This is a genomic window from Pseudoalteromonas sp. 2CM36K, assembly GCF_023161865.1.
GTDB lineage: Bacteria > Pseudomonadota > Gammaproteobacteria > Enterobacterales > Alteromonadaceae > Pseudoalteromonas > Pseudoalteromonas tetraodonis.
In genome coordinates, this window is sequence record NZ_JALNTK010000007.1 from 122,626 (window position 1) to 142,535 (window position 19,910).

Annotated in this window: 21 protein-coding genes; 5 read left to right on the forward strand and 16 right to left on the reverse strand. The window is 39.1% G+C overall.

Annotated features, from left to right (window positions below; translation table 11 throughout):
- The first annotated feature begins 8 nt into the window (after positions 1-8).
- Positions 9-2,276: an ATP-binding protein gene (locus tag MTN97_RS06335; protein ID WP_248473964.1), complete on the forward strand. Its 2,268-nt coding sequence runs from the start codon at positions 9-11 to the stop codon at positions 2,274-2,276.
- Between the two features lie 16 nt (positions 2,277-2,292).
- Entirely contained in the window at positions 2,293-5,769 is a 3,477-nt protein-coding gene (locus MTN97_RS06340; RefSeq protein ID WP_248443010.1) for an ATP-binding protein, read from the forward strand.
- Positions 5,770-6,185: 416 nt separating this feature from the next.
- Here MTN97_RS06340 and MTN97_RS06345 read toward each other — a convergent pair whose 3' ends face one another.
- Together MTN97_RS06345 and MTN97_RS06350 are read right to left on the reverse strand one after the other, a co-directional pair.
- Positions 6,186-6,689 carry a hypothetical protein gene (locus MTN97_RS06345; protein ID WP_059021375.1) on the reverse strand — a complete coding sequence of 168 codons (504 nt, stop codon included), beginning with the start codon at positions 6,687-6,689 and terminating at the stop codon, positions 6,186-6,188.
- A gap of 39 nt (positions 6,690-6,728) precedes the next feature.
- Entirely contained in the window at positions 6,729-6,971 is a 243-nt protein-coding gene (locus MTN97_RS06350) for a DUF2798 domain-containing protein (RefSeq protein WP_248473965.1), read from the reverse strand.
- A 138-nt stretch (positions 6,972-7,109) separates the two neighbouring features.
- Between MTN97_RS06350 and MTN97_RS06355 the strand changes: the two genes are divergently transcribed.
- On the forward strand, positions 7,110-8,027 hold the full coding sequence (locus MTN97_RS06355; protein ID WP_115896387.1) for a LysR family transcriptional regulator: 918 nt from the start codon (positions 7,110-7,112) through the stop codon (positions 8,025-8,027).
- On the opposite strand, the gene MTN97_RS06360 is transcribed toward MTN97_RS06355, so the two are convergent.
- The 4 genes from MTN97_RS06360 to MTN97_RS06375 are packed head-to-tail and all read right to left on the reverse strand — an operon-like array spanning position 8,024 to position 10,961.
- Positions 8,024-8,833: a peroxiredoxin family protein gene (locus tag MTN97_RS06360; RefSeq protein ID WP_248473966.1), complete on the reverse strand. Its 810-nt coding sequence runs from the start codon at positions 8,831-8,833 to the stop codon at positions 8,024-8,026. The two genes, MTN97_RS06355 and MTN97_RS06360, sit on opposite strands and share 4 nt — an antisense overlap.
- Positions 8,826-9,491, reverse strand: a complete 666-nt coding sequence (locus MTN97_RS06365) for a DsbA family oxidoreductase (RefSeq protein ID WP_248473967.1) — start codon at positions 9,489-9,491, stop codon at positions 8,826-8,828. Before MTN97_RS06365 ends, MTN97_RS06360 begins: the two co-directional genes overlap by 8 nt.
- 60 nt (positions 9,492-9,551) lie before the next feature.
- Positions 9,552-10,352 (reverse strand): SDR family NAD(P)-dependent oxidoreductase, encoded by an 801-nt coding sequence (locus MTN97_RS06370; protein ID WP_059021367.1) that lies wholly within the window; start codon positions 10,350-10,352, stop codon positions 9,552-9,554.
- A gap of 54 nt (positions 10,353-10,406) precedes the next feature.
- Positions 10,407-10,961 carry a carboxymuconolactone decarboxylase family protein gene (locus MTN97_RS06375; protein ID WP_059021365.1) on the reverse strand — a complete coding sequence of 185 codons (555 nt, stop codon included), beginning with the start codon at positions 10,959-10,961 and terminating at the stop codon, positions 10,407-10,409.
- A gap of 365 nt (positions 10,962-11,326) precedes the next feature.
- Between MTN97_RS06375 and MTN97_RS06380 the strand changes: the two genes are divergently transcribed.
- Both MTN97_RS06380 and MTN97_RS06385 read left to right on the forward strand, forming a co-directional pair.
- Positions 11,327-11,914, forward strand: coding sequence for a TetR/AcrR family transcriptional regulator (locus MTN97_RS06380; RefSeq protein WP_059021364.1), 588 nt, complete (start codon positions 11,327-11,329; stop codon positions 11,912-11,914).
- Between the two features lie 61 nt (positions 11,915-11,975).
- Positions 11,976-12,659, forward strand: a complete 684-nt coding sequence (locus tag MTN97_RS06385) for a haloacid dehalogenase type II (RefSeq protein WP_059021362.1) — start codon at positions 11,976-11,978, stop codon at positions 12,657-12,659.
- A gap of 437 nt (positions 12,660-13,096) precedes the next feature.
- On the opposite strand, the gene MTN97_RS06390 is transcribed toward MTN97_RS06385, so the two are convergent.
- The 10 genes from MTN97_RS06390 to MTN97_RS06435 all read right to left on the reverse strand — a co-directional run bounded on the left by MTN97_RS06390 (position 13,097) and on the right by MTN97_RS06435 (position 19,763).
- On the reverse strand, positions 13,097-13,588 hold the full coding sequence (locus MTN97_RS06390; protein WP_248473968.1) for a hypothetical protein: 492 nt from the start codon (positions 13,586-13,588) through the stop codon (positions 13,097-13,099).
- Between the two features lie 8 nt (positions 13,589-13,596).
- Positions 13,597-14,592 (reverse strand): tyrosine-type recombinase/integrase, encoded by a 996-nt coding sequence (locus MTN97_RS06395; RefSeq protein ID WP_010555477.1) that lies wholly within the window; start codon positions 14,590-14,592, stop codon positions 13,597-13,599.
- A 620-nt stretch (positions 14,593-15,212) separates the two neighbouring features.
- The gene (locus MTN97_RS06400) at positions 15,213-15,947 is read right to left on the reverse strand and encodes a hypothetical protein (RefSeq protein ID WP_248473969.1); all 735 of its coding nucleotides are present in this window, start codon (positions 15,945-15,947) and stop codon (positions 15,213-15,215) included.
- A gap of 479 nt (positions 15,948-16,426) precedes the next feature.
- The gene (locus MTN97_RS06405) at positions 16,427-16,654 is read right to left on the reverse strand and encodes a hypothetical protein (protein ID WP_248473970.1); all 228 of its coding nucleotides are present in this window, start codon (positions 16,652-16,654) and stop codon (positions 16,427-16,429) included.
- A 54-nt stretch (positions 16,655-16,708) separates the two neighbouring features.
- Positions 16,709-16,903: a hypothetical protein gene (locus MTN97_RS06410; RefSeq protein WP_121638729.1), complete on the reverse strand. Its 195-nt coding sequence runs from the start codon at positions 16,901-16,903 to the stop codon at positions 16,709-16,711.
- Between the two features lie 69 nt (positions 16,904-16,972).
- Positions 16,973-17,173 (reverse strand): hypothetical protein, encoded by a 201-nt coding sequence (locus MTN97_RS06415; protein ID WP_248473971.1) that lies wholly within the window; start codon positions 17,171-17,173, stop codon positions 16,973-16,975.
- Positions 17,174-17,208: 35 nt separating this feature from the next.
- Complete coding sequence (locus tag MTN97_RS06420; RefSeq protein WP_248473972.1) at positions 17,209-17,559, reverse strand: hypothetical protein; 351 nt, start codon at positions 17,557-17,559, stop codon at positions 17,209-17,211.
- A 78-nt stretch (positions 17,560-17,637) separates the two neighbouring features.
- Positions 17,638-17,883 carry a hypothetical protein gene (locus MTN97_RS06425; RefSeq protein WP_248473973.1) on the reverse strand — a complete coding sequence of 82 codons (246 nt, stop codon included), beginning with the start codon at positions 17,881-17,883 and terminating at the stop codon, positions 17,638-17,640.
- A 128-nt stretch (positions 17,884-18,011) separates the two neighbouring features.
- Complete coding sequence (locus tag MTN97_RS06430; RefSeq protein WP_248473974.1) at positions 18,012-19,280, reverse strand: toprim domain-containing protein; 1,269 nt, start codon at positions 19,278-19,280, stop codon at positions 18,012-18,014.
- A 138-nt stretch (positions 19,281-19,418) separates the two neighbouring features.
- Entirely contained in the window at positions 19,419-19,763 is a 345-nt protein-coding gene (locus tag MTN97_RS06435; protein WP_024608580.1) for a hypothetical protein, read from the reverse strand.
- Between the last annotated feature and the right edge of the window lie 147 nt (positions 19,764-19,910).

Below are 19,910 nucleotides of genomic sequence, written 5' to 3' on the forward strand. Positions count from 1 at the left end.
GACGTCGTTTGGTACATTTAATATCGCGTTCTATTGCAGCGAAAATGACATTAGCGTTAGCACTGGTGGTAATTACACTCAGTATCAGCTACATCGTCATGGATAAACGCTTAGAAGCAATTGATACATCGGTAAATAATATTACGGATATTAGTAGTCATGCCATTGGTATTTTACGAATAAACAAAGATATTGTTGAAATGCAACGTGATATTTCGGTCTATGGCGCATCAGGGAGTGATGCGGTATTTGCTAAGATTGAAGAGAACTACCAAAGTATTGACCAGCGTTTAAAAGCAATAGATAAAAAAAATAATGAAGTTGACGATAAAATTTATATTGATGCCATGTCTGAACTCGTGCTTAGGTATGGTGATAATCTAAGCGTGCTAAAAAAGCGCTATAATATAAAAACAGCATTGATAGATACAGAGCTGCCACGTATTTATTTAGGCGCTGTTGCCCATTTAACAGGCTTACTGCAACTGACCGCAGATTTAAAAGATAAGTTGCTAATTACGCAAAATATAAATATATGGCACACATTACACCACAATGCGCAGCTTTATTTAACTAAAAAGGACTATTCTAAGCGTCAACAAGTCATTAAGGCGCTGCAAAGTCTTTCAAGCTCCGAATTAGCTTTGCAAAAGCAGCAAAACAGGATCGAAAACCCAACAGTTCAGTTAGCTGTAGATTACCAGCAAGCTTTTACTAAAAGCGTCCAAGCAAATCGTAACTATTTAAGTCTAGTTAATGTTGTTATGGCGGGTGATGCCATTGAGTTTAGTGCATTAGCAAATACACTTAGAGAGCAGTCACTGTCACGTTTAATTACAATAAAAGAAACCGGCTCAGTTAGTATTTCAAAAACAGAGTATGTTTTACAGCTACTCGGAGTAGGCGCTATCTTGTATATCATTGGACTAGCGTTATTTTTTCACTTTCATATAGCACATGCGATTAAACTATTGACCAAAAGTTTTCAAAGCTTTCTTAATGGTGACCTATCGGCGCCCATTCACGATTTAACACGCAAAGATGAAATCGGTGTGTTAGCGGGTGCTGCAAATCGTTTCAGGGCGTTAAGTACAGACTTTATTTCTGCAAAAAAAGCAGCGGAACATACTTCTAAGGTCAAATCTGAATTTTTGGCAAATATGAGTCATGAGATCCGCACTCCTATGAATGGAATTTTGGGGATGGCGCGACAGCTTGGCAATACCTCTTTGACAGATAAACAAGCAAGAATGTTAGAGATTATTCAGTCTTCAGGCGCCAGCCTGTTAGTTATCATCAATGATATTCTCGATTTGAGTAAAATTGAAGCCACAAAAGTTGAGCTTGAAAACCAATCAATCGATTTACATAAAATGCTAGATGAGTTAAAGCTACTATTTAGTGAACAAGCAAATGCAAAACAAGTGCAGCTTTTTGTTTCATCGCCGACAGACGAAGAGAATATTATTTTTGCAGGAGATGAAACACGCATAAAGCAAGTACTTATAAATTTGTTAGGCAATGCCATTAAATTTACTGAAAGAGGAAGTGTTGCATTAAATGTAAATGTTCAGAAAGAGGTGAATAATGAGCTTATATTGTCGTTTGGTGTGTCGGACACTGGTATAGGTATATCACACGAGCATATTGATACACTCTTTGAGGCTTTTTCACAGGCAGATACTTCGATTACACGCCGATTTGGCGGAACAGGCCTCGGTTTAGCGATTACCAGTAAGTTATTAGCGCTCATGGATGCGCCTTTAAAGGTAGAAAGTGAGCTTGGTAAAGGCTCGCTCTTCTATTTTGAATTAAAGACTCAAAGGGGTGATAAACAGGCGAGTCGACAACATGAAAATACTAAATTATCAGCACCGCAAGAGATTGATCTATCTAACTTAAACGTATTAGTTGTTGAGGATAATGAGATTAATCAAATTGTTATTGAAGCGCTTTTGAAAGAGTTTAATATCACTTGTATCAATATAGCCGGTGATGGTGAGCAGGCGATTACACAGTGCGAAATGTGTGCGTTTGATATTATTTTTATGGATATGCAAATGCCTGTACTTGATGGGCCTCAAGCAACACTTAAAATTAGAACGATGCCAGCTTTTTTAACAACACCGATAATAGCTTTAACTGCAAATGTACTAGGTAGCGATAAGCAGCGTTGTTTTGAATCTGGTATGGATGATTTTATGGGCAAACCAATAAGTTATGAGTGTTTAAGAGCGGTACTATTAAAGTGGTGTAATCCCCTAACTAAGCATTAGTAACAAAAGGCTAAAAATGAATATTTCCATGAAAGCAAATAAGTCAGTTGTATCTTCAAAGACGTTTCTTAGGTGGATCACGTTCTTTTTTGGTCTGTTGTTGGTTTTGGCTGTTTTACTATTTGAAATGCATGTAAAAAAAGGTGTGTTAATACAAATAGAGGACGAGTTTACAGCAACAAACCTGCGATTGAAAGAAGTTGTGACTTCATTTATATCCCGATCAAAATCGGATCTTAGTTTTTTGCATTCTACACCACCTATTTCAGGGTTACCCAGAGCTCATTATAACAATGGTATAGATCCATATGATGGAACCACTTATGCACAGTGGAAAGAGCAGTTAGAAACTATCTTTATTGGCTTTATGGAAAATAATTTAAATGTTGAGCAACTACGTATTATTGCTATTACAGCCTCAGGGGAAGAGCTTATTCGTGTGCAGCGCCGAGGTGCTTCAGTTGAGGCTGTAGCAGATTATTCGTTACAACCCAAAAGTGGGGAGCTGTATTTTTTACCGAGTTCGCAGCTTGAAGCTAAGCAAATATATTTATCGCCTATGTCGTTGAATCGCGAGTTTCGAGAAGTGACATTTCCATACAAGCCGATGTTACGGTTTTCTATCCCTATTTACAGTGAAGAAGGTAAACGCTTTGCTTTTTTAATTATGAACGTTAGCGCAAATACCTTAATTGAAAAATTAACAACCACAGTGTTTGACTATTCTCAGCTTATAATTAGCAGCTCTGAAGGCGATTTTTTATATCACCCTATCGAAAAGTATCGATTTACAAGAGATTTAGCACCGAACATCACATGGGATACGCTATATGAGCAGCCGATCCAATATCAAGGACTTTATCGTGTGGATTCGAAACAAAAAGCGGGTGATCAATACTATATGTTTTCCGATACAGTTCAAATGCGACCGGGAAAAAAGTTTAGTTATATTGATTTAAGTACTGTCGTTTCAAAGCAGTATATCGATACGATGATTAGTGATAAACGGCTTTTGACTTATGGCTTTTTATTGGTAATTATCTTCTTTACTGTAATACTGCTTATTACTTTTTATCGAAATGCAACCAGAAGCCAAATGCTAGCTGAAGCACGTAGGGAGTCTTCTGCCATTGTCGATGGTTCAATTGATGCCATTGTTGGATTAAATCTTCAAGGTGAACTAACCAGCCTTAACTTTAGTGCAGAGCGATTATTATCAACGTCTAGAGCTTTATCTATAGGTAGGCATACCAATGAACTGATATTACTCCAACAACTGCCGATAGATACGTATATAGCCGATTTGGAAAGCTCGAAGCCACAAATCAAAGATGAACGGTCCATAGAGGTAAATGGGCAATCCTACTTTTTTGCTATCTCTGTAAGCCCGGTATTTTCTGAACAGCTTGTACTCAATGGCCTCGCGCTTATTATCAGGGATATTAGTAAAGAGAAAGCGGCTGAAATTAAGGTAAAACGTTTGAACTCTGAGCTTGAGTCAAAAGTTAGAAACAGAACGCAAGATCTTGCTGAAGCGAAAGATCTGGCTATCAAAAATAGTGATCTAAAAAGCGCGTTTATTTCTAATATCAGCCATGAGCTAAGATCGCCTCTTAATGGTGTGATTGGAACATTGAATATTTTAAAGCGTGAAGAATTACCAGAAAAATCACGTAGGTTGATTAGTATGATGGAGTTAAGTGCCACTAATTTAAACCTGTTGATAAACGATATATTGGATTTGTCTAAGATTGAAGCGGGTAAACTTGAATTAAATTTTAGAACATTTAATCCTAAATATTTGATTGAAGGCTTAGTTGAATCGTGCGCCATATTAGCCTTTGATAAAGAGCTTGAGGTTTATCTTGATACACGAGGTTTAAATTGCCAGCGAGCTGTATCAGACCCATTAAGGTTAACCCAAATAATCAATAATTTAATTAATAATGCGATTAAATTTACAGAGCGTGGTTTCATAAAGATCAAAGTTGAATCAGAAAAGATTGAGGATCAAAAACACAAATTAATTATTAGCGTCCAAGACACCGGCGTAGGCATAGAGTATAGCGCCCAGCAGCACCTGTTTAAAGCATTTAACCAAGCTGATAGCTCTATAAACGCTGAGTCTGGCGGTACGGGACTTGGATTATCAATATGCAAAAAGTTATGCCTGATGATGGGGGGCGATATAAAAGTCAATTCGGTCCCACATAAGGGCAGTACGTTCAGTTTTGATATAATAATTGATAGTGAAAGTAGTGAGAATACACCACAGAACAACCATTATTTGTCTAAAAAAGTCTTAGTTATTAATAATAATAAAGAATCTCAAGAGCTACTAGGACAGTTAATTCGTCATGAAGGGGGCGAGGTAGAACTCTCAAATTTTGAAGATTTAGCCGATATAACTGCTGAACCTTATGACATTATTTTCTTAGATGCAGAAGACAATAAAAATGGTGAGTTAGAACAAATAATTGATGGCTTCATGCACCATAAATCAAACGTTAAAATTGTTGTGTTACATAAACCCGGATGGCCATTACCTGAAGGTATTTCAAGTAAGATAACGACAATTAGTAAACCATTCACACAAAGTGATTTACTAAGAGCGATTGGATTAACTCTGAGTAAGCTTGATCAATTGCAGTTGCTTACAGTAGAAGCAAGCGAAAACAGTGATATACCAGTACGAACTTTAGAGCAAATTGATGGGTGCAGTATATTAATTGTTGATGATACTGAGATAAATATCGCTGTAGCAGTAGCTGCACTTGAGTTTTTACCAATTCACGTAAAAACAGCAAGTAACGGTGAACAAGCTATAGAAGCATTAAAGCTTAGTCGCTTAGCAGGAAAGCCAATATGCTGTATTTTGATGGATTGTCAAATGCCTATCTTAAACGGTTACCAAGCCTGTGAGAAAATTCGTGCAGGTGATGCTGGTAATGAGTTTATAAATATACCTATTATTGCTATGACAGCTAACGCCATGATGGGTGAAAAAGAAAAATGTTTATCGGTTGGTATGAACGACTATATTAGTAAGCCCATTCAAGCTAATGAGGCGCAAGCTAAAGTAATAGAGTGGGCATTATCTAATTACGAAAAAAATGAACATCCGGTCACTGAAATTTTGGCTGAAAAAGAAGTGTTATGGGATCATGGTGCTGCACTTTCTCGTTTACTTAACAAAGAAGCTTTGCTTATTAAAATTTGTACTATGTTTATTAAAACAGCACCTGAAAAATTTAACCAACTAACAGAATTTGTCGATGATCATAATTATGAACAAGTTCGTCAAGTTGCGCATTCTCTTAAAGGTTTATGTGGTGAGATAAGCGCCGACAGGTTAAGAAGTTTGTTTGCAGAGATTGAATTACAAGCAAGCAAGGGGCAACTAGATATTGAAAAAGAGTTTTCACTTTTGGAAAAGCAGCTTCCTGTATTATTAAATGACATTAATGATTGGCTCGAAGAAGATAACGGTTAGATATGCGTTATTTCATGTGTTCTTACTGTAAAGAACTGCATAACTATGATTTTGTGGAATGACGCTTTTAAGAGTAGATATGTGTCACGATTACGAATAGGTTGGCTATTTTGAAGACGCAATGATATTTATGGATTATAGCTAAGCTTATTTTAAGGTTTTTACGTTTTAATGACTAGAATTGGCACTGAGCCAAAACAGGAGGGTCTTCAAGCTCGTTTATGGACAGGAGTGAGTTATAGGTTTTGCTAATTTAGCAGTTGTCGGATTAACTGAGGTATTGTTCAATACCTTAATCACAGGCAAATTTACCAATTTATGACATACCCGTCCCAAACTAAGTAGCGGCTCTTATACTGACTAGTGTTCTCTGTATCAGACAATGAAAAGAGCCCTACAATTACTATCAATCAAATTTACGCTTTCTTTTTTCTCCACCACAACCCCAAAGCGACAAGCATCACAATTAAAGTCAGCACCGGTGGTTTAGATTGCAACGGTAATACTTCAGCTGGCACATTTGGCGACAGGTGTACATAAACTGCTACGCTCATAATAACCACCGTAAGTAGCGTTGCTAGGTTAATGATTACATCTGCAACTTTAGATGAGATGAGTTTACCTTCCGTCAGAACAAGTAAGAACAGGGCTCCAGCAAAAATCTCACCCATTTGCCCTGCAAACTTTGACAAAACAGGGAACGGCAAACCACTTAGCTCAATTTGCGCAGCAAAGATATCAGCGAAGGGTAAGAAAAATTTGGCAGTTCCTGCCATCACCATAAAGCCACCAAGTAGTGCTGTAACGAAGTTTATTGCTTTTTTACTCGCACTTTCTTTAGATCGGATAAAATAGCCAGCAGTAATGAGAAACATTGTACCAATCATTGTCGCTTCTAATAATATTTGTTGGTTCATCATGTACTCCAAAGTAACGTTAATTTAAAGAAAGCAATTGGGTTAAGCTTGTTCTGGCTTAAGAAGTACCTTGGTGACAAACAAGCGCACAATCGGTGCAACAACTGCAAGCAGCAATAACGCTGGAGGCACAACTTGAGCAATTGCTCCTCCCCATGCAGAGAAAAAGTCAGCTCCTACAGGAAGATTGCGGAACGCCATAATGCCTGACATACCAAGAAGCATTATTGGCAGTACCATAGACATCATGAGTGGGTATTGATATTTGCGGTCGAATTTTTTCATTGTCATTTTCATCCAGTATTTTTTAGGCCGTTAGGCCGTTCGATAAGGGAAGTATACGCAGATACAATGAATTCAAAAATAGACAATAGTGTTTTTTAAAAGTACATTTATGTACTCTTGGTTAAGAGAGTAATCGCGATGATCAGTACAAAAAACATGACAAACCTCTATTGGTTCTGCCTCTCTGTTGAATGTGGAGGCTTTGCAGCAGCGAGTGTAAAAGCCAACACCTCAGCCCCTACCGTGTCGCGTTCGGTGTCGAATTTGGAAGGGCAGCTCAATGAGAAACTGCTTCACCGTGATTCCAAAAAATTCCAGCTGACCAATGCTGGTGAAGAGATATATAACAAGTTCTCAAGCTTGTTTCATGGACTTGACCAACAATGGCTAAGCCTTTCAAATGCTCAAGGAGTACTCACTGGAGATATTCATATATCGTGCCCAGAACCCTTTGCTGATTTTTTCTTACAAAAGCTTGCTTTGGAGTTTATGACACTGCACCCTAAAGTGAATATTCATGTCCATTTTGCATCCGATGCTGAAGCGTTCATTTCTGAACAAATCGATTTAGCAATTGTCACTATGTCAGCGACAGACTCTCACTTGGTACAACGTAAACTATTTGAAACTGAATTGGCATTAGCTGCTTCAAAAAGCTATTTAGCCCAAAGAGGTAAGCCAGAAAGGGCGAGAGATTTACTCGAACACAATGTATTGGCCGGTAACAATTTCCCTTACTGGTTACTAAAAGAGAACCTTGAGACAATCAAAATACCAATAAAACCCAAATACTCGATTAATAGCTTAAGGTTGAATATTCAAGCAGCGATAGGCGGTGCGGGGATTTGTTTGATGCCAAAAGTGGCACTAGAGCACCTAGCTTCACAGGATAAACTGGAGCCGGTATTACCCGGCGTTGAGTGCCCAAAAGGCACAGCGTATTTGGTATGGACAGATAGAAAGATGATCGCCTCACGCGTGGTCGCATTTAGAGATCTCATCTTTGATAGCATGAGCCACAATGCGGAGTCATTGTGGCAAGATATGTTCAGTTAATTAGCAAAAGAGGCGTTAAGGGCAGCCAGTAACTTCTCTTCACTCGCCCGCAACCGAACATCTTCCGCTTGGTCAATCCACTGTATGACACCATACTCATCGATTAAGATAGATGTGGGTATCGCCATGGGTTTGTACTTCATTTTGGTCGGAAAGGGTAACCCAAATAAAGTCATACTTGATACGCCATCACCACCGAGTGCTTTATGATGTTCTACACCATACTTTTTTATCACCTTCAAGTCGGGATCAGACAGAATTTCGTGGGTTAAGTGGTCACGTTGTTGATGTTTCTCAGCAGCAGCGACTTCATCGTTAGATAAAGCCACAATTTTGACATTAAAACGGTCAAAGATAGGCTTCATTTCCTCAAACATTTTAAGCTCCATACTGCAATATGGGCACCAAGAGCCTCTAAAAAACTTCAACAATATACGCTGCCCTTTTAGTTCCTCATGGGTAAATTCACTACCATTTGCCCTTGTTGCAGCAAAAGGTAACACCTTATCTCCGACCTGAACTTGAATATCTCCAAGGGGTGATTTTGACTCTTTAAAGGTTTTATAGAACACCGCACTCATCATGACAGGCATAGTTGCGAGCAATATGACCACAATCGTGCTCCAAGACGGGGATTGAGCCGTTACATATAAAGCTGCTACACCGAATACTGACCCAACAATAAGGCTCATAATAAAAAGCAGGGGCATCTTCGGTGTTTGACGATTTTTCACTTTGGAGAAGTAACTGAACGCTCCTGCTATAGTGCTCAATGCCGCCACTAACGAAATATAGATATCAATCATCTGCTCTACCATTCTCAGCCACTAGCTGTTGCAAAGCTTGTTTGAAAGACTCTTGAGGGTGAGCACCGGTAAGTGCACTCTCTCGGTTAAATACTACTGTTGGTACACCACTGATGCCCATTTGGTGCCACTGAGATTCAATTTCTTGGATCTCACGTTTGAGCTGTGGATTATCCAAAGCAAGCTCAGCGGGCTTTCTCTCAATACCTACCGCTTCTGCCTCATTAAGCAAGACTTCACGGTTAGATACATCTTTGTGCTCAGTAAAAAATGCTGAAAATAGGCGCATTTTTAGCTGATGTTGCAAACCCAATGGTTTGGCATGCTCTAATAACACGTGGGCATTAAGCGTGTTGACCATTTTCATATCTTCAAAGTAATCAAACTTAAAACCGTATTGCGCCCCCTGTTTCGTTATGTTTTCACGTGCTCTGTCGCTATCTTCACGTGATGACCCATACTTGCGGGCTACGTGATCACGAAGGTTTTCACCTTTTTCAGTCATATCAGGATTCAATTCAAAGGGCTGCCATTCAATATCTATTCGATCTTTGATGCCTAATTCTTCGATGGCAGTTTCAAGGTGCTTATAACCTACAATACACCAAGGGCAAACTACATCAGAAATAATGTCGAGTTTTATTCTATTGTTCATCATTCAATTCCAATAAAAAAAGCTTGCAACACGCAAGCCTTTAAAACTTAAGATTTAACAGGTTTATAGGCGCTTAGCATCCAGTGCACCGTTCAAGATTTTTTGCATTGAAAGTGCCATTATCTTACGGGGCGTTAAATCCGCCATAAATGCCATGATGTTGTTACGCAGGCCCGGTACGGTCAGTACACGTTTACCAACACCTTGCAAACCAACTTTTGCCACTTTCTCTGGCGCTCTTGCTGCCATAGGGACTTTTTTCCAGTTTACGCCAGTGCTCACCGCCATCGGTGTTTTGGTTAACCCCGGTGACAAGACACTCACATCAACCCCCTTAGATTTAAGTTCTGCATAAAGCGATTGACCAAAATTAATCACAAACGATTTAGAGCCAGCATAGGTTGAAAAATAAGGGGATGCCATTTGGCCAAACATACTCGCAACCAACAAAATACCGCCTTTTCCTCGAGCGATCATGGTGTTACTAAAGTGGTGGCTTAACTCCATCACCGAATTCACATTCACATGCAACAAGCGACGCTCGGCATCTAAATCCAACTTTTCAAAAGCACCATTGGTTTCAAGACCAGCAGACAAAGCAATTAATCCAATGTCATGTTCAGTAGCTTTGATCTTATCAACACCATCTTGCGTCGACAGATCCGCCACAATCACGTCTGTCTCAACCGAATACTGACTTGCTAGTGTTTGAGCATATTCCTTTAACTCTTGTTCGCGACGAGCCACCAAAACAATATTCATGCCGTCTTCGGCTAACTGTTGCGCCATTTGTTCGCCGATCCCAGAGGTAGCACCTGTGACCAATGCCCAACCGCCATATTTTTGTTTAAAGTTAAAAGACATATAAATACTCCACTGGCTAAGCCAGATTTAAATTAAGCTGAGATACCGAATTGATTATGCTTTTTTAGACCAAGCAAATTTTTCAAACATTGGGCCAGCAGGTGTTTTGGCTACGTGGTTGGTGTAGTTGCTGATCACCTTTTGCGATAGACCTAGGATAATCTCAAGCACTTGCTGCTGGCCGTAACCTGCGGCAAAAAAGGTGTCCATTTGTTGGTCAGACACGTTACCGCGCTCACGCACCATTGCTAAGGTAAAGTCATGCAATGCCTGAAGTTTTGCTGTTGGCATGGCTTCTTCGTTACGCAGTGCTTCGGTTAATGCAGGATCGACTTTCATAGAGTGTGCAATTGCCGTATGTGCAGGTACGCAGAAAGTACATTCGTGCTCAACATTGATGGTTTGCCACACTACCGTTAACTCTTCGGCATCAAATGAAGTGCTCATGAATAACTGGTGAAGCTGTTGGTACGCTTTCAAGGTTTCAGGAGACTCAGCCATGACAGCATATAAACCCGGTACAGCGCCCATTTGCTTAACCGCGCCTTCTAACATTGGTTTACTTTTTTCTGGTGCTGTTTCTACTGTGTGAAAGGTAAATTTGCTCATTTTGTATACTCCAATCTTTTTAAGATAAAGGGACATCTATTGTTATCCCCATTGTGGGAAGCTGTATTCCCTGTCGATGAGGAGAACTATACTTAAACCTGAACGATCGTTCAAGCATTTATTTGAGCGATCGTTCAAGCATTTATTTGAGCGATCGTTCAAGTATTTATTTGAGCGATCGTTCAAGTATTTATTTGAGCGATCGTTCAAAATTGCTAATTGGCGATTATGCTTTTGATTTTATTAAGTTTAATTTTTTATTCTTTAACCGTACTGTCATTGAACTGAACATACTCTCTTTACCTACGTAACCTCCATAGTTATAATTGAACGACTGTTCATATAATTGATTACTAAGTAAAGCTATGGCAAAGACAGCAAAATTTGATCGGCGAGAAGTGGTGAACAAAGCCACTAACCTTTATTGGAAGAAAGGCTTTCATGCCACCTCAATGCGCAATCTACAAGACGAGATCGATATGCGGCCGGGGAGTATTTATTCAGCCTTTGGCAGTAAAGAGGGCTTGTTTAAAGAGACACTTCGCAACTATACCGATATGGGGCTTGCGCAATTAGAAGCTTTAAAAGAAGAATGCGACACGCCAGTTAACGCCATAAAGGCATTTGTTAAAGCACAGGTTATCGATACTCAAACCGATGCTCCAAACGGGGTGTGCATGCTAGCAAAAACGATGGGGGAATTAACCTCGGAGAATCAAGATTTAATTGAGGTGACTAAAGATCATCTTGCTGAAATTTCTCGTGAATTCGTGGTGTTGATTAAAGAAGCTCAAGCACTAGGCCTAATTGATCAAACAAAAGACGCTGAAGACTTAGCGAGTCACGTGCAAATTCAAATAACAGGCTTGCGTACCTTCGCTAAATTGAACAATGATAAAGCGCTACTCAACGCCAAGATAGACGATATTTTCACCCATTACCCATTTACCTAAATTCATTGAGCGACTGAGGTCAGGTAACTAAGAGCTACTCCATAATTGCTAGGAAAATGTTATGCCAGTACAAACTATTTTATTCGATATCAATGAGACCGTACTCGACTTAAATCGGCTTAAGCCAAAGTTTAATCATTACTTTGGCAGCGAAGACTATATGACCACTTGGTTTTCTATGCTATTACATTCATCAACAGTATGCCTAGTTACCACGGTCCATAGTGATTTCAAAAGCCTTGCATTGACGGCATTAAAGGCTCTTGCTGGTCGCCTAGATAAATCCATTTCAGATGAAGGCTACCAAGATATTTTGAGCACGCTTGCGGCATTACCTGCTCATGAAGATGTTAAACCGGCGATGGATATGCTAAAACTGTCTGGCTTTAGGTTAGTGGCGCTATCAAACTCTTCGACTAAACTTCTCAACTCGCAGTTGTCTTTCGCAGGATTAAAGGATTATTTTGACGACACCATTTCGGTTGAGCAGGCCAACACGTTTAAACCATCCAAATCTGCTTATCTATTTGCACTGCAACAACTACAAATTGCCCCCTCTCAAGCACGACTTGTTGCAACCCATGATTGGGATACCCACGGTGCACTTAGTGCCGGTTTAAAAGCGGCTTATATTAATCGTTCTGGTGCACCCTATAACTCATATTATTTGATGCCTGATATCGTAAGTAACAGCATGATTGAGATTGCCCAACAAATAATGGAAAAGGAAAATCGACAGCCCTAGCGAACGTAGCAGAGCCAGTGGATTTATTAACATTCAGATAATTTTTGTTACTTAGCATTAGATTTAGTTATGGGCCTTGCTGTACCTGAAACTCATAATGGGGCAGAAACGAGTCACGCTTATCTGACCTACACTGGCACTTAGCAGCCGCTAAACTAGCCCAGAAAGTTCTAAGCTTGTTTGTCTCAGTTTTATACTTTGTTCAATCCATGTTGCCCTGTTACACCACTACATAATGAAAGGCTGGAAGTCCACGGCCAGCACAATATTCATCAAGTAAGAGGGCGTTCAAAATTCTGTGTCAGGGTAGTTTCTTAAATGATTTTGAGCCCCAGCAAAAGCTTTTATATACATTTTTAGCTCTAATAGCTCACCCCGATACCCCCTTAACATTTCAACTTTAGATTAATCCATCATCATTATAATCACTTAAATTATTATTGGCTCCTTCTTATCAACTCATTTTGACGTAATATTGCTAAGGTATCAGATGGTGTAACTTTCCACGCGTCCGACAATCTGCGTAAAGTAAAAACACCTAATTCAAGTCTATCTTCGGGTGATAAAAAGTGATGTAAATGTCGGCCAGCTACTGAAATAGTGACAGCAGCCCCCTGTGCCCCATTGTTATACACTGCAATCCCTTTGTTTTTATTCTCGCCATGAAATGAAGCTTTTACTTCGCTTTTCAAGCCAAACAACACGCCGCACAACCCGGTTAACTCGCTTTTAGTCAGCTGAATTATTGTTTTATTTGTCCAGTCTGGTGATTCACCAGGGGAGTTAATGGTGGTCATTTCAATACTTAACGTCTGCAAACCAAGCCGACTAGATGTGTACTGAACGTTCATAGCTGTGCGCTTTAATGGTTCTGGATGCCTATCAGCATAAAATGTAAGTGCTTCACCAAAATTGTTCTGTTGTGACATTCTTCCCCCTAAATATCTAAGCGTTTACTCGCTGCTCTTAGGCGTTCATCACCCCTAAAGTCATATTTTTGCGTTGTTGCTAAGCTTGCATGACCCATTGCATCTTTAACTGTAATTAGATCTTCGCCGTTCTCTAGCATTGACGAAGCGAATGTCCTTCTTAGGTCATGCGGGGCACACTTTTCTATACCGGCCTCGACAGATCTACTGTTTAAAATATGGTAAATTGCCTGGCTAGTCATGCGCTCTGAGGTAACATCATCGTACCTACGAACACGACTAAATAGTGGCCCTGGAATATCACTTCGCACTTCCTCAATCCAGCTTTCAAGCCTTTGAAATGCGCCATCTGGCAAGTAGGCCATGCGCTCTTTATTACCTTTACCTAGCACTTTTAGCGAGCGGTTATGCCGGTTATAATGAGAAAAATCAAGGGATACAACTTCAGCTCTTCGTAATCCGCACCCGACTAAAACAGATAAAATAGCGTTATCTCTAACCCCAATAGCAGACTTATCACTTTCACATGTGAAAAATAATTTCTTAACTTCAGCAGGGGCCAGGGCTCTACCTTTAGGTATTCTTGACCCTCTAACGGACTTAACTAACTTGATATGTTGGTAAGTATCGGTGCTAATAAGCTTAAGTGTCCATGCCTCTACGGCTACACCTTTTATTGCCGCCAAGTAATTATTTATAGTGGCCGGTGCTTTTCCCGCATCAGTGAGCATGGTCAAAACTGCCTGTACATGGTGCCGCTCAAGCATACCCCAAGGACAGGTTCTTAAATCATGATAGCCCATCATTTTAGCTATGTTGTTTAAAAACGACCTCATGGCTAGCCGGCTACTTTCAGCCCTTAAGCCCATTAAGTATGAAACAGCAGGATTTTTTTCAATACCATTTACACCAGTGCCAGCAGCCTCCGCACTTAATACTTCAAAAGTACGCTCTGCAGGGAGAAATGTGACTTCGGTATTTTCATCATTGTTTTGTTCGTGCATTTTTTGATGCCTCAAAGTAACTTTGTGCTTTTGCTCCATACTTAGTTTAAGTTTGTGTGTTTAGAACAACCCTACATAATGAAGTACGGACATATTATCTGTGTTTATTTTACTCAGTATCACCACCTAAATTACAGCTTCTAATTTTAAATTCTGATGGTGTTGACTCGATATTTATTATATCACAGGCTCTACTTTCTAAAAGGTACATTTTAATAAGTAGAGGAATTATAACTGTACTCATAAATATTAGGTTTTTGTAGAGACAATAAAGTCCACCCGTAGTAACGCTGGTTTGCCTGTTTACTACAAGGCTAAAACTTAAGATCTAAATAAGGGCAGTGTAGGGTTAAATGAAAAGGTATTTGGTGGTGCTACTAATTACATTTATAGAATTTAAAACTTGTTCCTCGATATTTGCTTTCTTTTTTCGGAGGAGGTCTAATTCATGATTGAGCTTATATGATAATTTCTTTAGATTGATATAAATCATGCCATGCCGGAGGAAGTACTGGTAAAACATTTAATGTAGCCCTTGTTAGCTTTTTAGAGTCAACCTGTACAGTTTTCACCTGGATCGATGAGCTCGTAATTTGAACATTATTTATCATATGCACACTCTAGTTTTGAGGTTGTATGTACCGTTCAAACACAGTTACTAAAACCCTGTTACCTTTATCATCAATTACAACTAGATATGTAAAAGTTGAAGTTGGGTGCGACCATGCTTCTACATTATCTGAACGTCCATACCTTCTTTCTTTATGCGCTAGTATTTTAGCATCTAAAGGTTGAATGCGAAGTTCTGGGTGCATTAGCCTTTTAGTTAATGATGCCCAGGGTTTTTTTGGGCAGCCAGAAGAAATTCGCTCTTCATATTGCTCTACAGCATGTTGCGTTACCCTTACGGCACCCATAGCAGGTGTGATTATTTCAGCATATTCTTGAGTGCTAATATCTTTGCCTTCGTCTATTAATAAAGGTAAAAAATCTTCTTTATTTGCCATAAACTCAAGCTTTTGACTTACTTCGATGGTTACTCCTTTCATTCTACTAAGCAAAAAACTTGAATATTGCACTGCAAATTTTTTGGTTGATTTACCAAGGGCTAGCTTTTTAATTGCACCTTTTGATACTATCAGTTTGTATCCCCCGCCGCCGCCGGGGGCCCTGTCAAAAATCTTCTTATCAAAAAGCAGAAATTGTATTGCTATTAACTCCCCGATAAGAGCAGAGTCTTCAGAGGGTGAGCGCAAATTGAGATTGATAATACCTTTGTTTTTAGTGCCTACACGCCAATAAACACGAGCTTTTGAGTCTGTAATTCGCTCTGATACTGTTGTTAAAGTCATCATAGTTATTCTCCTTTTGTTTGTAGGTTATTGCAGCGGCTTTCCGCCTGGATACCCTTTAATGTGAATACAGGTTATCACACTTTAAAATAATGCAAGCTCACTTGGGTGTTATTTCCTTCTAGTGTACCAAGCTCTGCTCTTTACCCCTCTTCGCTGACCATTTTCACAATAAACCCCCATACTTCCTGATAACCAAGAGCGATGTAATTTTGTTTTGGCAAATAAACACCTTAAAGTACGTGGTAAAGAGTGTTTTTTGTAGCCAAAAAGATAGAACTCACGATATATATAACTCACCATGTAATCCCAGTTTTTACTAATCATATTAATCATTCCCATTAGTTCGCTATTTATCAACAACCAAATTTAGTTGCGATGAAAGCCTTAGTTAACAAACCTAATAATTGAAGTGTAATTATTTGATAAAAAATAGTGAAATAAAAAGCACCCGAGGGTGCTTTCTAATGGGTAATACCTAGTTAGTTTAAAATATTACTTTCGGATTTTAATATGTCTATCGGTTGTACTGCTTCATAAGAAATAATTTCTATTTCAAAAATATGTGTTTCAATATCTTTCACTGTTGCATCTTCACCGAGCCAATTACTAACTTGCTCAAATGTTAAGCTGCTTCTATGCTCATCATTTATAGCTGTTACAAGCTTTTCAATAGCTTGATTGCGATCTAATCGTTTATTGGTTTCCATAATATGCTCCTGATTACAAAGGAAAGCTCCCCATAGGTACTTGCCCTTTGGGTTTTATAATGTTCCGTTAAATATAGATCCAACTGGCTTTTGGATATTAGTAATATAAGACCTAACACGAACCTGAGGACTCTCAAGTAAATGCAATGCCCCAAGCTCTTTAAGTCGCTTGGTAAGTGCGTATTTCGTATTTTCCCGTACTAATATCGTTTTATTTTGTATTAATTCAATAAAATTAATCTTATCCATTGTTTACTCCTAAATATAATAAGAGCTACAACCCAAGTAGAGTGGTTTGCAGCCCTTTAGTTTTTGTTACTAAGAGAAAGATTTGATTTCTTCACTTAGGTATTGAATTTGTTTCGTATTTTGTTCGATTAACAAGCTGATTTCATGCTGATAATCATCTGAAACATTTTTAGTTTCCAACGCTGAGATAAGTTTAGAATTACATTCTTCCAAGAATGTTTTCATTTTTTTACTTAGCGCTAGATCTTGCTTTTGTCTTAAGTTCATCATATTTATTCCACTATAAAGTTAAACGAAATGGCGCTTCACCGGAAGGCCAACTCATTTGAGTTGATAACTTCGATAAACCGGTCATCAGCATAAAAACCAACACTAAAATCTTTCGGTTTTAGTGATATGTAATAAATAATCGAACTCTGATCAAAAGCTTCAATATGCCTTGCCAGATGTTTTAGGGTAAGGTCATCCTCAGCCATCTCTTCGTCTGACATACAACAAAGCAGTATTGAACTCTCAATGAATATTTCTTCCCCACTTATAAAGTCCATCTCAGGTCGCGTAACAAGGGGGGCGTCACCAAAACAACAAATCTGGCTTTCAACAATTTCAGATAGCATTTCAGCTGTCATTGGTGCTTTTATATTTTCAATTAACATGGGTTCTTCCTCTGTGTAAATCAGGAGAAATTAACTGCTAGGTGTGCAGTTAATTTCCCCCAAAAATCATTATGTGAATTACTGAGATTTTGTTAGTACATTTCTATGCATATCTGATATTTTCTGGCAGTGCTCTATATAAAAGTCACTGCCTTCGATATTGACTTGCATCCTCACGTACTTTTCAAAAATATCTTCAGCTTCTTCTGCAGAATTTGCGCTAACGAGTTGAAACTCATTTTCGCAATCGCAAACTCGACCTGACACCAAATATAAATCACTAGAACTGATTTTTACTTCGCTGCTAGCACATTGCTTAATCATAGTTTTATTTCCTTTCTTTAAGTTAATGAACATTACCTTGCAGGTACTATTCACTATGGTTAACAAAGCCCTTTAAATTACAATAATTAAAAGGGCTAATATGGTCGCTGAGATCAATTTGAAACATTTCAAACATGACCACCAGCGGTTCTTCTTGAGATAAAATTTCTCAGATACGATGAGCTAGGGAAAGCATATTTGCCTTGGCTCATTAACACATCATTCCAATCCACACCTTTTTCTTTCTCAGGTATGGGCTGTTTAGGTACAAGAATAAACACTTGTATACCTTCTTGTTCAAGCCGATCTTTTAGAACAGCTGCAGACTTTTGGCCAGTTAGCGTTCTATCTTTATCTGCCCAAATCAAGACGGTATGAACCCCTTCAGGAGCTTCAAATGCTTCTAACAATGTTGCGTTGACTGTTGCCCACACAGGTATGTTAGAACCACGATATGCTGCCAGAGCTGTTTCAACACCTTCGGCTACACCAAGGATACCTTCACCTGGGTGACCCAGTTGAATTGACGCACCAGTAACAGTAAAGTCTTCTGGAATAGGCATCATTTTCTTTGGTGATGGTACGTTTGCTTTCATACCGGTTGCTGTTAAGTAAATGCGATGCAAAGTGATTAACTTGCCTTTTTTGTCGCGGATAGCACATACAATTGTGGGGAATTTACCAACCTCATTGCCATCTTCGTCATAATAAGAAAGCGCCGGGTGAAACCGAACACAATCACTTTTTTCTACTTCTTCCCACCGAAATAACAATTCACGGCTCTGAAAGTAAGCTCGCATTGGTTCAACCATTTGGCTAGAAATAGGAATGCACTCTTCACTCCATATCTTTGCAATTTTACCTTCGAGTTTTGCGCTATACGCTTTTTGGCGTTCAGCGTTTGCCTCCATATCTTTCTGCAATTTAGTTAGCCAGGCTTCTGTATTTGCGCTTTTTAGCGTTGACACATTGCTTGGCTTTTCACCAGCTTGCGTGGGTGGCTTTGGGGCCGTTCCAGGCTTGTTAGTTGATGCAGCTTTATCGCTTTTATCACTAACTTCTTGCTGTTGTTTTTTCTCTTCCCATGTTAACTCTGGTTCAACTGAAAGGAAGTTACCAATTGCTTCAAGGGTTTCTTTGAAACTCCAGTTATTAAGCCACATAAGTAGCTCAAATCCATCGTGACGAGGCCCGCATGTATTGCATACGCCCCCACCTGTTTCTAAGAAATCTTTTTTAAATAATCGGAACCCATCTTTGCCACCGTGTACAGGACAGCCTACATGACGCCCTAGCTTTTTAAGTGCATCAGTTGCGTGCGGTGCAAGTGCTGACACAATGAAAATCCAATTGCCGTTTGCGGCAAAACGTACTTTTTCTGCTTTATAATAAGACATTGTTCTCACCTTTATTATGAGCCTCGAACATCGAGGCTTCCTTAAACCCCTCTGAAGGGGCTTAAGGAAACCCCGACATTGAGATATTTAAAAGGGAGTTATCCCAACGGGGATAGGCTCCCCGTTGGGATTAAATATTTAGAGAGGGGTGCTGAAAATTTCCGCATCTTCAAATGCGAAATATATTTCAACATCTCCATTTTTAGATTTAATAATGATTTCTTCAGGACTTAATGACCCTTCATAGCGTGGCATAGGGTAAAACAGTCGTGTTTTTTCCCAGTTTTTGCTGTCTGTGAAAGATACACCCAACTGACCAGCACACACCTTAAGAAATACATTTAGGTCTTGCTTGCCAAATAGGGTTACTTTATTTATTACCTTTTCACTAACATAGACACTGTAATTAAAACCAGCTTCCTTAGTTAGTTCATTTACCGGTAACAACTTTTTAGGTGTGATAGTTAATTCATTAATATTCATTTAGATGTACTCCAATGTATAGGTACACCTCCCCAACGGATGTGTACCGTTAGGTGAAATTAAAGATTGTGATATATAGAAAGGCTCCATATAACTAGTTTATTTGCTATTTGTTTGAAGAGGCCAGCTACCTCATTTTTACTCTCA